The sequence below is a fragment of the Kitasatospora sp. NPDC003701 genome (genome assembly GCF_053587085.1).
Genome location: NZ_JBSFNM010000005.1, coordinates 258,614 through 272,076, shown reverse-complemented (window position 1 = coordinate 272,076; position 13,463 = coordinate 258,614). Strand labels below are relative to the sequence as shown.

Sequence of the window (13,463 nt, the reverse complement as noted above, 5' to 3'; positions counted from 1 at the left end):
GGCTCCCAGTAGACGACTGGGTTGATAGGCCGGATATGGAAGCCCTGTAAGGGGTGGAGTTGACCGGTACTAATAGGCCGAGGGCTTGTCCTCAGTTGCTCGCGTCCACTGTGTTGTTCTGAAACAACGACCCCATGCCCTGGCCAGGGTGTGGTGCGGTTGACAGTTTCATAGTGTTTCGGTGGTCATAGCGTGAGGGAAACGCCCGGTTACATTCCGAACCCGGAAGCTAAGCCTCACAGCGCCGATGGTACTGCAGGGGGGACCCTGTGGGAGAGTAGGACGCCGCCGAACAATCATTGTGAAGAACCCCCTGATCCATTCGGATCGGGGGGTTCTTTGCGTTCCCGGGCCATTCGTTCCGGACCCGGTACGAGGTATGTCCGGACGCGGTCGGCTCCGGTGCGACGGGGTGCCCGTCCGGTCGATGCCGCCGGGGGCCCGAAGGGGCCGGCAGAGCTCCCCGAAGACCCCGTCGAGCCGTCAATATGCCGCTAAAACTGCCTGATCAGCGCCTCGATCGGTGGAGAATCGCGGGCTACGCCGTAGTCTCCAAGGTGAGGGGAACAGGTGTCCGGGGTGGTCCCCCGGACAGGCCGGATCAAGAATGGTGCACATGGGACGCGGCAGGCTGCGGATCTACCTCGGGGCGGCGCCCGGGGTCGGCAAGACGTACGCCATGCTCTCCGAGGCGCATCGGCGGCAGGAGCGCGGCACGGACGTGGTCGTCGGGTTCGTCGAGGACCACGGGCGCCGGCACACCGCGGAGCTGGTCGAGGGCCTGGAGGTCGTCCCGCGTCGCGAGCTGGCCCACCGGGGCGCCGCGTTCACCGAGATGGACCTGGACGCCGTGCTGGCCCGCCGCCCGCAGGTGGTGCTGGTGGACGAGCTGGCGCACACCAACGTGCCGGGCTCCCGCACGGCCAAGCGGTGGCAGGACGTCGAGCAGCTGCTCGCGGCCGGCATCGACGTCATCTCGGCCGTGAACATCCAGCACCTGGAGTCGCTGGGCGACGTGGTCGAGGGCATCACCGGGGTCCGGCAGCGGGAGACCGTGCCGGACGAGGTGGTGCGCCGGGCCGACCAGCTCGAACTGGTCGACATGTCGCCGCAGGCCCTGCGCCGGCGGCTGGCCCACGGCAACGTGTACGCGCCGGAGAAGATCGACGCCGCCCTCGCCAACTACTTCCGCCCCGGGAACCTGACCGCGCTGCGCGAGCTGGCGCTGCTCTGGACGGCCGACCGGGTCGACGAGTACCTGCAGAAGTACCGGGCCGAGCAGGGCATCAAGGGCACCTGGCAGGCCCGGGAGCGGATCGTGGTCGGTCTGACCGGCGGGCCCGAGGGGGCGACCCTGATCCGCCGTGCGGCCCGGATCGCCGCCCGGGGCTCCGGCGGCGAGCTGCTGGCCGTCCACATCTCCCGCTCGGACGGCCTGGCCGGCTCGGGCTCGGGCTCCTCCCAGGCGCTGATCGAGCAGCGGGCGCTGGTGGAGAACCTGGGCGGCAGCTTCCACGCGGTGCTCGGCGACGACCCCGCTGCCGGGCTGCTGGACTTCGCCCGCGGCGTGAACGCCACCCAGATCGTGCTGGGGACCAGCCGCCGGCCCGCCTGGCAGTACGTCTACGGGCCGGGCGTGGGCACCACCGTGACCCGGGCGGCCGGGGACATCGACGTGCACATCGTCACGCACGAGCAGGCCGCCCTGGGCCTGGGCCGGATCCCGATCCGCCGGGTCACCGACCTCGGCCGGTCGCGGACCGTCGCGGGCTGGCTGATCGGCCTGGGCGGGCCGCCGCTGCTGGCGCTGCTGCTCACCCACGTCGAGGGCCTCGGGCTCTCCACCGACATGCTGCTGTTCCTGTCGCTGACGGTCTGCGCGGCACTGGTCGGCGGGCTCTTCCCGGCGATCGCCTCGGCCCTGGTCGGGTCCTCGGCGCTGAACTACTACTTCGCCCCGCCGATCCACACCTTCACCATCGACGAGCCGCAGAACATCATGGCGGTGGCGATCTTCACCGCCGTCGGCATCGCGGTGGCCTCCGTGGTGGACCTCGCCGCCCGGCGCACCCTCCAGGCGGCCCGCAGCCAGACCGAGGCCCAGACGCTCAGCGCGCTGGCCGGCACGGTGCTGCGGGGCGTGCCGAGCGGGGACGGCGTCCTGACCGCGCTGCTGGAGCAGGTCCGCGAGACGTTCCAGCAGGACGCCGCCGCGTTGCTGGAGCGGCCCGATCCGCTGGGGCCGTGGCAGTCGGTCGCTGCGGCCGGTCCGCGCCCGCCCCTGCGGCCGGAGACGGCCGATGTCGACGTCCCGGTCGGCGACTCCCTGGCGCTGGTGCTGCGCGGCCGGGTGCTGCCCGCCGAGGACCGCCGGCTGCTCGGCGCCTTCGCCGCCCAGGCCGCCGTGGTGCTGGAGCGCCGCCGGCTGGCGGGGGAGGCCGCCGCCGCCCGCCGGGAGGCCGAGGGCAACCGGATCCGTACGGCGCTGCTGGCCGCCGTCTCGCACGACCTGCGGACCCCGCTGGCGGGCATCAAGGCCTCGGTGACCTCGCTCCGCTCGGCGGACGTCGAGTGGGACGAGGCGGACGAGGCGGAGCTGCTGGCCGGGATCGAGGCCGGGGCCGACCGGCTCGACCACCTGATCAACAACCTGCTCGACATGAGCCGGCTGCAGACCGGCACCGTCACGCCGCTGATCCAGGAGACCGACCTGGACGAGGTGGTGCCGTTCGCGCTCGGCGGGGTGCCGCCGGAGGCCGTCCGGCTGGACGTCCCCGAGACGCTGCCGATGATCCGGGCCGACGGCGGTCTGCTGGAGCGCTCGCTGGCCAACCTGGTCGAGAACGCCGTCAAGTACAGCCCGGACGGTGTGAAGGTGCTGGTCAAGGCCGACGCCCTGCACCCGCCGGGCGGCCCGGGCCGGGTCGAGCTGCGGATAGTCGACCGGGGGCCCGGGGTGCCGGAGGACGCCAAGGAGCGGATCTTCGCGCCGTTCCAGCGGTACGGGGACGCGCCGCGCGGGGCCGGGGTGGGCCTCGGGCTCGCGGTGGCGCGCGGCTTCGTCGAGGCGATGGACGGCACCGTCACGGCCGAGGACACCCCGGGCGGCGGCCTCACCATGGTCGTCACCCTGCCCGCCGTGGACCGCCCGCCGGAGCCGGTCGAGCAGACCGAGCAGGCCGCGCAAACAGAGCGGACCGACCGGACCGAGCAGACAGAGCCGGCCGAGCGGGCCGAACGGACGGAGCCGCCGGAGCAGACCGCGCGGGCCGAACAGGCAGAGCCGGCCGAGCGGGCCGGCCCACCCGAGCCTCCCCCCGCGCCGGCCGCACCCGCCGACGGCCTGCCGTCCGGGCCGACGGACCGCCCGTCCCCCGTATGACCACCACCCTTCCGACAGCTGTGAAAGGCGGAGCCCGAATGACCCGGGTCCTTGTCGTGGACGACGAACCGCAGATCGTCCGCGCGTTGGTGATCAACCTCAAGGCCCGAAAGTACGAGGTCGACGCGGCCCACGACGGTGCGAGCGCCCTGGAGCTGGCCGCCGCCCGCCACCCCGACGTGGTGGTCCTCGACCTCGGTCTGCCCGACATGGACGGCGTCGAGGTGATCAAGGGCCTGCGCGGTTGGACCCGGGTGCCGATCATCGTGCTCTCGGCCCGGCACGCCTCCGACGAGAAGGTCGAGGCGCTCGACGCGGGCGCCGACGACTACGTCACCAAGCCCTTCGGCATGGACGAGCTCCTCGCCCGGATGCGCGCCGCCGTCCGCCGGGCCGAGCCGGTGGCCGGTGAGGACGACTCGCTGGTGGTCACCGACAGCTTCACCGTCGACCTCGCGGCGAAGAAGGTCAACCGGGACGGCACCGACGTCCGCCTGACTCCCACCGAGTGGCACCTGCTGGAGGTACTGGTCCGCAATGCCGGCCGGCTGGTCAGCCAGACCCAGCTGCTCCAGGAGGTCTGGGGTCCGGCCTACCGCACCGAGACCAACTACCTGCGGGTCTACCTCGCCCAGCTGCGCCGCAAGCTGGAGCGCGATCCTTCGCACCCGCGCCACTTCATCACCGAGCCGGGCATGGGCTACCGCTTCGAGAGCTGAACCCCGGGGCGGTCCGGCCCCCGGCCGGCTCCACGGCCTGCCGCTGCGGCCCCCAAAACCGGTACCCTTCCGACATGAGTGGTGACATCAGCAGCGACCAGCCGCAGGGCCGCTTCCGCCGCATGCTCAGCCGGCTGACCTCCTCCGCGGAGGAGCTGCAGGCGGAGGAGTTGCGCCAGGAGAGCGCGGCGGAGTCGGGCTGCACTCCGATCGCCCGGTGCGGGGACCGTGAACTGGTCACCGTCGCGGGCACCCTGCGCACGGTGACGCTCCGCCCGCGGGCCGGCGTGCCGGCCCTGGAGGCCGAGCTCTTCGACGGCACCGAGGCGCTGGACGTGGTCTGGCTCGGCCGTCGCTCCATCGCGGGCATAGAGCCGGGCCGCCGACTGGTGGCCAGCGGCCGGATCGGCCACGCACGCGGGCGCCGCGTGCTGTTCAACCCCCGCTACGAACTGCGTCCGGTCGGACACGGGAGCGAATGAGCGTGAGCAACCAGCCCGGCGGCGAGCCCGCCGCCAAGCTCGGCGTGGTCGAGATCGCCCCCGACGAGCAGACGGCCCAGGAGGCCGCCCGCGAGGCCGCTTCCCGCGAGGCAGCCTCCCGTGAGGCCGCCGACACCGTGATGAAGGCGTTCGGCGGTGTCCGCGGCATGGTCGACATGACGCTGCCCGGCCTGGTCTTCATCGTCACGTACAACATCACCCACCAGGTCCCGGCGGCCGCCTGGGCCGCGCTCGGACTGAGCGGCCTGTTCGTGGTGGCGCGGCTGGCCCGGCGGGAGACCGTCCAGCACGCCTTCAGCGGCGTCTTCGGCGTCGCCATCGGTGCCTGGATCTCCATGAAGACCGGCAAGGCGGAGAACTTCTACCTGCCCGGTCTGCTGTGGAACGTCGGCTACTGCATCGGCCTGGCCGTCTCGGCGCTGGTCCGCTGGCCGATGATCGGCCTGATGCTCGGCCCGATCACCGGGGAGATGTTCACCTGGCGCAAGGAGAACCCCGGGCGCCTCGCGGCCTACACCAAGGCCACCTGGGCCTGGGTGGTGATCATGGGCATCAAGCCGGTGATCCTCTTCCCGCTGTACTTCACCCACAACGTCAACCTGCTCGGCTGGCTGAAGGTCGCCCTGGGCATCCCGCCGATGCTGCTGGCGATGTACGTCACCTGGCAGATCCTGCTGAAGGCGCCGCCGCCCATCAAGGCGCAGCTGGACGACGAGCCGGCCGAGGAGCCCGCCGAGGCGCCGCCGGGGGACAGGTAGCGGCGCACCGCCGCAGAGCCCACGACGACAGCGCCGCAGAGCCGACGCAGAGCCGGCCCACGCACGACAGCGCCGCCGCAGAGCCCACGCACGACAGCGGGGCCCGCACTCGATCCGAGTGCGGGCCCCGCTCGCGTCCGTGGACGGGTGGGCCGCTACTGGGCCCCGGAGGTGGCGGAGAGCAGGTTCTCCAGCTCCTCCTCGCGCTCCTGGGCGGCCACGAAGAGCAGCTCGTCGCCGCCCTCCAGGGTGTCGTCCTTGCCCGGGGTGAGGACCCGGCCCTCGCGGATGATCGTCACCAGCGAGGTGTCCGGCGGCCAGGCCACGTCGCCGACCCGGGTGCCGACCAGCTCGGTGTCGCTCGCCAGGGTCAGCTCGACCAGGTTGGCGTTGCCCTGGCTGAAGCGCATGAGCCGGACCAGGTCGCCGACGCTGACCGCCTCCTCGACCAGGGCGGACATCAGGCGCGGGGTGGAGACGGCGACGTCCACGCCCCAGGACTCGTTGAAGAGCCACTCGTTCTTGGGGTTGTTCACCCGGGCGACCACCCGCGGCACGCCGTACTCGGTCTTCGCGAGCAGCGAGACGACCAGGTTGACCTTGTCGTCACCGGTGGCGGCGATCACCACGTGGCAGCGCTGCAGGGCGGCCTCGTCCAGCGAGGTGATCTCGCAGGCGTCGGCCAGCAGCCACTCCGCCATGGGCACCCGCTCCACCGAGATGGAGTTCGGGTTCTTGTCGATCAGCAGGACCTCGTGGCCGTTCTCCAGCAGCTCGCTCGCGATCGAGCGGCCGACGGCGCCGGCTCCGGCAATGGCGACCCGCATCAGTGACCCTCCTCCTTCGGCCCCTGCGCGAACGCGGCCTCGACGGCGGCCAGGTCGGCCCGGCGCGCCATGACGTGCACCAGGTCGCCCTCCTGCACCACCATCGCGGGCGTGGGCAGGACGCCCTCGCCGAGCCGGGTGACGAACGCCACCCGGGTGCCGGAGGCCTCCTCCAGCGCGCTGATCCGGTGGCCGACCCAGCGCGGGTCGTAGGCGACCTCGGCCAGCTGCACGGTGCCGCTCGGATCCTGCCAGAGCGGCTCGGCGCCGCTCGGCAGCAGCCGGCGCAGCATCTGGTCGGCCGTCCAGCGGACGGTCGCCACGGTCGGGATGCCCAGGCGCTGGTAGACCTCCGCGCGGCGGGGGTCGTAGATCCGGGCCGCGACGTTCTCCACGCCGAAGTTCTCCCGGGCGACCCGGGCCGCGATGATGTTGGAGTTGTCACCGCTGGAGACGGCGGCGAACGCGCCGGCCTCCTCGATGCCCGCCTCCTTCAGGGTGTCCTGGTCGAAGCCGACGCCCGTGACCCGGCGGCCGTTGAAGCCGGCGCCGAGGCGGCGGAAGGCCGTCGGGTCCTGGTCGACGACGGCGACCGAGTGGCCCTGTTTCTCGAGTGCTCTGGCGAGGGCGGAGCCCACGCGGCCGCAGCCCATGATGACGATGTGCACCGGCGCTACCTCACCCGTCCCGTTGGGTTCTTGACCTGCGCAAACACCGTTCATCTTCCTTTCCCGCCCCGTGCTCCGGAGCGAGCGTCCTCGTGCGGCTCGGTGCGACAACCTGAGTGTTGCCCGCCTGCTCGTATCCGACACGCTAGCCGGTCCACCGAACACAGTCGCGACGAAGGGGGGGCCATAAGTCGGACCACAGGCCGAAGAGCCCCTACGATTCCTTAACGTGCCTATGCCGACTGACCTTCCGAAACGCATCCTGATCGGGCGTGCGCTGCGCAGCGACAAGCTCGGGGAAACGCTGCTCCCCAAGCGCATCGCGCTGCCCGTCTTCGCCTCGGACGCGCTCTCCTCGGTCGCGTACGCGCCCGAGGAAATCCTGCTGACGCTCTCCCTGGCGGGTGCCTCGGCCATTCATTTCTCGTGGCAGATCGGCGTCGTCGTCGCCGTCGTCATGCTCGCCGTGGTGGCCTCCTACCGGCAGAACGTGCACGCGTACCCGAGCGGCGGTGGCGACTACGAGGTCGCCACCGTGAACCACGGCCCGAACTCCGGCCTGGTGGTCGCGAGCGCGCTGATGGTGGACTACATCCTCACCGTGGCGGTCTCCACCACCTCCGGGGTGGCCAACGTGGTGTCCGCGGTGCCCTCGCTGCGCGGCCACGAGCTGACCCTCTCGGTCGTCGTGGTGATCGTGCTGATGGGCATCAACCTGCGCGGCGTCCGCGAGTCCGGCAGCGCCTTCGCCGTCCCGACGTACGCCTTCATGGTCGGCGTGCTCGGCATGGTGGTGTACGGCGTGGTCCGGCACTTCGGCCTGGGCCAGGAGATGCCCGCCGAGAGCTCCGGGTTCCACCTGGAGGCGACGCCCGGCAACGAGTCGCTGGCCGGGTTCGCGATGGTGTTCCTGCTGCTCAAGGCGTTCTCCTCGGGCTGTGCCGCGCTGACCGGCGTCGAGGCGATCTCCAACGGCGTGCCGGCCTTCCGCAAGCCGAAGAGCAAGAACGCGGCGACCACGCTGCTGATGATGGCGTCGATCGCCGTCGTGATGTTCATGGGCATCATCTGGCTGGCCCGCCTCACCGGTGTCCAGATGGCCGAGAACCCCGCCGAGCAACTGGTCGGCGCGGGCGACGGCTACCACCAGAAGACCGCGCTGGCCCAGATCAGCGAGGCGGTCTTCTCGAACTTCACGCCCGGCTTCTACTTCGTGGCCGCCGTCACCGGCCTGATCCTGGTGCTGGCCGCCAACACCGCCTTCAACGGGTTCCCGGTGCTCGGCTCGATCCTGGCGCAGGACCGCTACCTGCCGCGGCAGCTGCACACCCGCGGTGACCGGCTGGCCTTCTCCAACGGCATCATCCTGCTGGCGCTGGCCGCGATCCTGTTCATCATCGCCTTCGACGCCGACCCGACCAGGCTCATCCAGCTGTACATCGTCGGCGTCTTCGTGTCCTTCAACATGAGCCAGTCCGGCATGATCCGGCACTGGACCAGGCACCTGCGCACCGAGACCGACCCGGCCAAGCGCCGCCACATGCAGCGCAGCCGGGCGATCAACACCTTCGGCCTGGTGATGACCATGGCCGTGCTGATCGTCGTCCTCGCCACCAAGATCAGCCACGCCTGGATCGCGATCGCCGCGATGGTCGTGCTGTTCGTGATGATGAAGGCGATCCGCCGGCACTACGACCGGGTCTCCGAGGAGCTGGTCGCCGCCGAGGAGCCGGACGACGTGGTGCTGCCGACCCGGGTGCACGCCATCGTGCTGGTCTCCAAGCTGCACAAGCCGGCCCTGCGGGCCCTGGCGTACGCGCGGCTGGCCCGCGCCCACACGCTGGAGGCCGTCACCGTCAACGTCGACCCGGCGGACACCGCGGCGCTGCGCGCGGAGTGGGACGAGCGCGGCATCGAGGTGCCGCTCAAGGTGCTGGACTCGCCGTTCCGCGAGGTCACCGGGCCGGTGCTGGACTACGTGAAGAACCTGCGCCGCAGCAGCCCGCGCGATGTGGTGTCCGTCTACATCCCGGAGTACGTGGTCGGCCACTGGTACGAGCACCTGCTGCACAACCAGAGCGCGCTGCGGCTCAAGGGGCGCCTGCTGTTCAAGCCCGGGGTGATGGTCACCTCGGTGCCGTGGCAGCTGGAGTCCTCCGAGCGGCGCAAGCCGCAGAAGGCCTGGTCGGCGCCGGGTGCCGTCCGTCGTGGTGAGCCGCGGGCCCCGAAGGCCGTAAAGTCGAAGGTCTCCGCACAGCCCGACGACACCGCTGACAGCAGCAAGGACTCCTCCCAGTGACCCGCAACACCCCGCCCCGCTCCAACGGCTCCTCGGGCTCCTCGTCGAAGGGCTCGTCCTCGAAGGGGTCCTCCGCGAAGGGCGCCCGCAAGGGCGGCGCCGGCAAGCCCGGCCAGGTCGCCCGGCCGCGCTGGGGCAAGCCCGTGCGCCCGGCCGCCACCGACCGCGACGGCTTCACCGCGCAGACCGCCCCGCTCGCGCCGAGCGAGCGGGCGCCGGAGCCCGTCGCCGAGCGGCCCGCCCCCGCGCAGGCCCGCAAGGAGAAGCCCAGGGAGAAGCCCAAGGACGGGGACCGCCCGCGCAAGCAGGCCGTCCGCCCGCCGAAGGTGCTGCGCACTCCCCGCGCGCCGCGTGCCGAAGCCGCCCCCAAGGGGCCCGGCGGCGACCCGCTGGTCGGCGAGCGCTACGAGGTCGAGGTCGGCGCCGTCGCGCACGGTGGCGGGCACTGCGTGGCCCGCCACGAGGGCCGGGTGCTGTTCGTCCGGCACGCGCTGCCGGGCGAGAAGGTGATCGTCCAGGTCACCGACGGCACCACGAAGTCGCGCTTCCTGCGCGCCGACGCGGTGGAGATCCTGGAGCCCGCCAAGGACCGGATCGCCCCGCCCTGCCCGTTCTCCGGGCCGGGCAAGTGCGGCGGCTGCGACTGGCAGCACGTGACCCCGGGCGGGCAGCGCAAGCTCAAGGTGCAGGTGCTCACCGAGCAGCTGGCCAAGCTGGCGGGCCTCACCCCGGCCGAGGCCGGCTGGGACGGCAGTGTCGAGCCGGTCGGCGGCAAGCTGCCGGCCGGGCAGGTGCCGGCCTGGCGCACCCGGGTGCAGTACGCGGTGGACCAGGAGAGCGGCAAGGTCGGTCTGCGCAAGCACCGCTCGCACGACATCCAGCCGATCGACCGCTGCCTGATCGCCGCCGAGGGCGTCACGGAGCTGGGCATCGAGGCCCGCGACTGGCCGGGCGTCGCCACCGTCGAGGTGATCGCGGCGGCCGGCTCCTCGGACCGTCAGGTGGTGCTGACCCCGCGCCCCGGCGCCCAGCTGCCGCTGGTCGAGCTGGACAAGCCGGTGTCGATCGCCCGGATCGACGAGCACGACAACATCCACAAGGTGCACGGTCGCTCCTTCGTCCGCGAGCGGGCGGCCGGCCGGACCTGGCGGGTCAGCAACGGCGGCTTCTGGCAGATCCACCCCGAGGCGCCGGACACCCTGGTCGACGCCGTGCTGGACGGCCTGGACCCGCAGTGGGGCGAGAGCGCGCTCGACCTGTACTGCGGCGTCGGGCTGTTCGCGGGTGCGCTGGCCGACCGGGTCGGCGAGGACGGCGCGGTGCTCGGCATCGAGTCCGCCAAGCAGGCCGTGGTCGACGCCCGGCACAACCTGGCGGCGCTGGACAACGTCCGGATCGAGTGCGACCGGGTGGAGACGCTGCTGCCGCGCACCGGCATCACCGCCACCGACCTGATCGTCCTGGACCCGCCGCGCGCGGGCGCCGGGCGGGAGACCGTCGCGCACCTGGCCGGCCTCTCGGCCCGCCGGATCGCCTACGTCGCCTGTGACCCGGCCGCGCTCGCCCGGGACCTCGCGTTCTTCCGCGAGGGCGGCTACCGGCCGGTCTCGCTGCGGGCCTTCGACCTGTTCCCGATGACCCACCACTTCGAGTGCGTGGCGATCCTGGAGCCGATCGGGGAGTAGCCGGGGCTCTCCCCGCAGTACGCGCAGGCGGTATCCGGGCGCTCCGGGTGCCGCCTGCCGGCGTCTGCGGGGCGGCCCGGGGCCGCCCCCGCCGGGGCCGCCCCCGCCGGGGCCGCTCAGGCCCGGCCTCAGCGGCCCGGTACGGCCGTCCGGGCGGGCTCAGCCGGAGGGCGCGCCCACGGTGCCGGCCACCCCGGGGCTGTGGGCGGCCTCGGGCGCGGCCGGGGTCTGCATCGTCCCGGCCGGCAGGCCCTGGTCGCGCAGGCGGCAGCAGACGTCCTGGAGGACGGCGATGCCGGGCTTCTCGTGGTCGTCCGCGGGCCAGACCACGCCGAAGTCGCAGGGCACCAGCCCCTCCACCGGCCGGTAGCGGACGTCCGGGCGGGGGAAGAGCTCGGCCGCCACGGCGGGCAGGAAGGCGATCGCCCCGTCGAAGGAGACCGCGGAGAGCAGCGACTCCACCCGGGTGACCTGGTGCCCGCTGTAGCGGACAGCGGTGCCGTCCGGCCGCGGGTCCATCGCCCAGAAGCTCCGCTCGGAGGGGGACACCTCCGGCGCGAGGCCGACCATCGGCCGGTCGGCGAGGTCCGCGAGCCGCAGGGCCGGCTGCCGGGCCAGCGGGTCGGCGGCGGCCACGCAGACCACCCGGGACTCGGTGGTGAGGGGCTCGGCGTGGAAGCCCTCGGGCGCCGGCAGGTAGACGAACGCGGCGTCGATCTTCCCGATCGCCAGGGCGGTCGTCTGCTCGACCAGGTCCAGGACGTGGAAGTCCACGTCCAGGCCGGGGTGCAGGGTGGTGAGCGCGGCGATCACCCGGCGGGTGGCCGCCAGGGCGGCGGCGCAGTCGGTCAGCCCCAGCCGCAGGGTCAGTCCGTCGCCGTCGGCGGGTGAGTGGCGTGCGGCGTCGCGCAGTTCGTCCGCCGCGCCCACCACGTTCCGGACGAGTGGAAGCAGGGCATGCCCAAGGGGCGTCAACTTCACTTTCCTGCTCGTCCGGGTGAACAGCTGCACCCCGAGCCGGCGTTCGAGGGTGCGGATCTGCTGACTGAGGGCGGGCTGGGTCAGGTAGAGCCGTGCGGCGGCGCGGCCGAAATGCAGCTCCTCGGCCAGCGTCAGCAGTGATCGCAGTTGGTGAACCGCCGGGTCGTCCACGCCGACCATCGCCGTTGCCTCCCATCGCCCCGGAGCTGGCTCCGCCATCCATCAACCATGCTAATCGATAGACGATTGCGCGGAGCCTTGCGGGCGAGGGAAGCTGACGTTGCCTCAGCGAGATCGCGGGAGAATCCGGTACGGCGTGGTCGGGGTGGCCGAAAACCGGCCGACCGATTCTTTCGGCCTGCCCCGATCCACCCGCGTATGCGGAGGCGCGGCCATCGTTTCGGCGAGAACGGCCGTCGGGGGAAGGGTGTCCACCGGGCACGACCGATGACGGTCCGTCGAGAACCACGAGCACCATCCCAGAAGCGGTTCCGTGCCGCCCGGCGCGGACACGAATTCAGGAGCGGTGAAATGAGTGTGCAACCAGGAATTCCACCCGAGTCCGCCCGGTGCGGATCGCACGATTCCGGCTTCGCGCCCAAACGGGCATGTTGTCTGGAGGAGTGTTGAACCACAACACCACGGGGGAGCCGTCCGCCCGGACGGCATCGGAGCGAGTACTCGAACTGCTCTACCGGTACCAGCGGATCGACGAGGCGCTGGCGGCCGAACCGGCCGATCCGGCGGACGGCACCGGGGTTTCGGGGAACGCGCGTTGCGAGGCGTGTTCCGAAGTCCACCGGGCCAAGATGGAGCGCTTCACCGCGCGCAATGAGCCCATCCATTTCGTGGTGCCGGCCTTTCCGGCGAAGTCCCCGAACCAGGGCAAGGTGCTCGGCGCGCTGCCGGACCTCGGCGAGCAGCTGGCGGTCGGCTTCCTGCAGTCGCTCTGCGACTACGTGCGGCACTTCTACGGGCCGGGCGCCCGGGTCACGATCTGCTCGGACGGCCACGTCTTCGGCGACGTGGTCGGGGTGACCGACGGGGCGGTGACCGCCTACCGGCAGGTCCTCGCGGACATGATCGGCACCTCGCACTGGTCGGCGCTGGACCTCTTCGGCCTGGACGACGCGTTCGGCAGCCTCGACTACCCGAAGATGCGGCGCGTCCTGGAGGAGAACTACTCCGCGACGCTGGAGGAGCTCAAGGAGAACGTCCGCACCGACCGGAACACGCGTGCGCTGTTCAACGGAATACACCGCTTCATGTTCGAGGACGCGGTGGCGCGGGAGGGCGGCGGGACGACCCGGAACCAGCTCCGGAAGAACTCCAAGGACGCCGCCTACCAGACCATTCTCCGGAGCAATGCGTGGAGCCGGCTGGTCGCCGAGAAGTTCCCCGACGCGATACGCCTGTCGATACACCCGCAGCCCCCGCACTCGGAGAAGTTCGGGCTCCAGCTCATGCCGACCAGGGACGGCTGGCTGACCCCGTGGCACGGCGTGGTGCTCGACGACGGCGTCAGCCGGTACCTGGTCAAGCGGTGGGACGCGGAAAACCTCCAGGCCTCCGTCGTCTGGCGGGACGGCCGGCCCAGCCATTTCGTCGCCCCGCACCTCGCCGCCCGTCCGTAGGGCCGCC

Annotated in this window: 10 protein-coding genes and 2 rRNA genes; 9 read left to right on the top strand and 3 right to left on the bottom strand. The window is 72.0% G+C overall.

All coding sequences use genetic code 11. The features are described 5' to 3' along the window. The 6 genes from ACWDRR_RS07605 to ACWDRR_RS07580 form a co-directional block, all read left to right on the top strand. Positions 1-93: ribosomal RNA gene (locus ACWDRR_RS07605) — 23S ribosomal RNA — on the top strand; the annotation flags it as partial. An 84-nt stretch (positions 94-177) separates the two neighbouring features. After that, positions 178-294, top strand: a 5S ribosomal RNA gene (rrf, locus tag ACWDRR_RS07600). 322 nt (positions 295-616) lie between these two features. Further along, positions 617-3,382 (top strand): ATP-binding protein, encoded by a 2,766-nt coding sequence (locus ACWDRR_RS07595; protein ID WP_449771237.1) that lies wholly within the window; start codon positions 617-619, stop codon positions 3,380-3,382. A gap of 38 nt (positions 3,383-3,420) precedes the next feature. Beyond that, a complete protein-coding gene (locus tag ACWDRR_RS07590) occupies positions 3,421-4,101 on the top strand; it encodes a response regulator (protein WP_387892709.1) in 681 nt (226 codons plus the stop codon). Positions 4,102-4,175: 74 nt separating this feature from the next. After that, complete coding sequence (locus ACWDRR_RS07585; RefSeq protein WP_387892711.1) at positions 4,176-4,583, top strand: OB-fold nucleic acid binding domain-containing protein; 408 nt, start codon at positions 4,176-4,178, stop codon at positions 4,581-4,583. Positions 4,584-4,585: 2 nt separating this feature from the next. Beyond that, positions 4,586-5,362, top strand: coding sequence for a DUF3159 domain-containing protein (locus ACWDRR_RS07580; protein ID WP_449771236.1), 777 nt, complete (start codon positions 4,586-4,588; stop codon positions 5,360-5,362). A 155-nt stretch (positions 5,363-5,517) separates the two neighbouring features. Here ACWDRR_RS07580 and ACWDRR_RS07575 read toward each other — a convergent pair whose 3' ends face one another. Both ACWDRR_RS07575 and ACWDRR_RS07570 read right to left on the bottom strand, forming a co-directional pair. Next, the gene (locus ACWDRR_RS07575) at positions 5,518-6,189 is read right to left on the bottom strand and encodes a potassium channel family protein (RefSeq protein ID WP_387892715.1); all 672 of its coding nucleotides are present in this window, start codon (positions 6,187-6,189) and stop codon (positions 5,518-5,520) included. Further along, positions 6,189-6,857 (bottom strand): potassium channel family protein, encoded by a 669-nt coding sequence (locus tag ACWDRR_RS07570; protein ID WP_449771235.1) that lies wholly within the window; start codon positions 6,855-6,857, stop codon positions 6,189-6,191. The genes ACWDRR_RS07575 and ACWDRR_RS07570 overlap by 1 nt, the downstream gene beginning before the upstream one ends. 235 nt (positions 6,858-7,092) lie before the next feature. On the opposite strand from ACWDRR_RS07570, the gene ACWDRR_RS07565 reads away from it, so the two are divergent. Continuing rightward, positions 7,093-9,156, top strand: a complete 2,064-nt coding sequence (locus ACWDRR_RS07565) for an APC family permease (RefSeq protein ID WP_449771234.1) — start codon at positions 7,093-7,095, stop codon at positions 9,154-9,156. A gap of 329 nt (positions 9,157-9,485) precedes the next feature. Then, the gene (locus tag ACWDRR_RS07560) at positions 9,486-10,841 is read left to right on the top strand and encodes a class I SAM-dependent RNA methyltransferase (protein ID WP_449771245.1); all 1,356 of its coding nucleotides are present in this window, start codon (positions 9,486-9,488) and stop codon (positions 10,839-10,841) included. A gap of 159 nt (positions 10,842-11,000) precedes the next feature. Here the strand turns inward: ACWDRR_RS07560 and ACWDRR_RS07555 are convergent, their stop codons facing one another. Beyond that, positions 11,001-12,041, bottom strand: coding sequence for a LysR family transcriptional regulator (locus tag ACWDRR_RS07555; protein ID WP_449771233.1), 1,041 nt, complete (start codon positions 12,039-12,041; stop codon positions 11,001-11,003). A gap of 407 nt (positions 12,042-12,448) precedes the next feature. On the opposite strand from ACWDRR_RS07555, the gene ACWDRR_RS07550 reads away from it, so the two are divergent. Continuing rightward, positions 12,449-13,456, top strand: coding sequence for an L-tyrosine/L-tryptophan isonitrile synthase family protein (locus tag ACWDRR_RS07550; protein ID WP_449771232.1), 1,008 nt, complete (start codon positions 12,449-12,451; stop codon positions 13,454-13,456). Positions 13,457-13,463 lie beyond the last annotated feature (7 nt).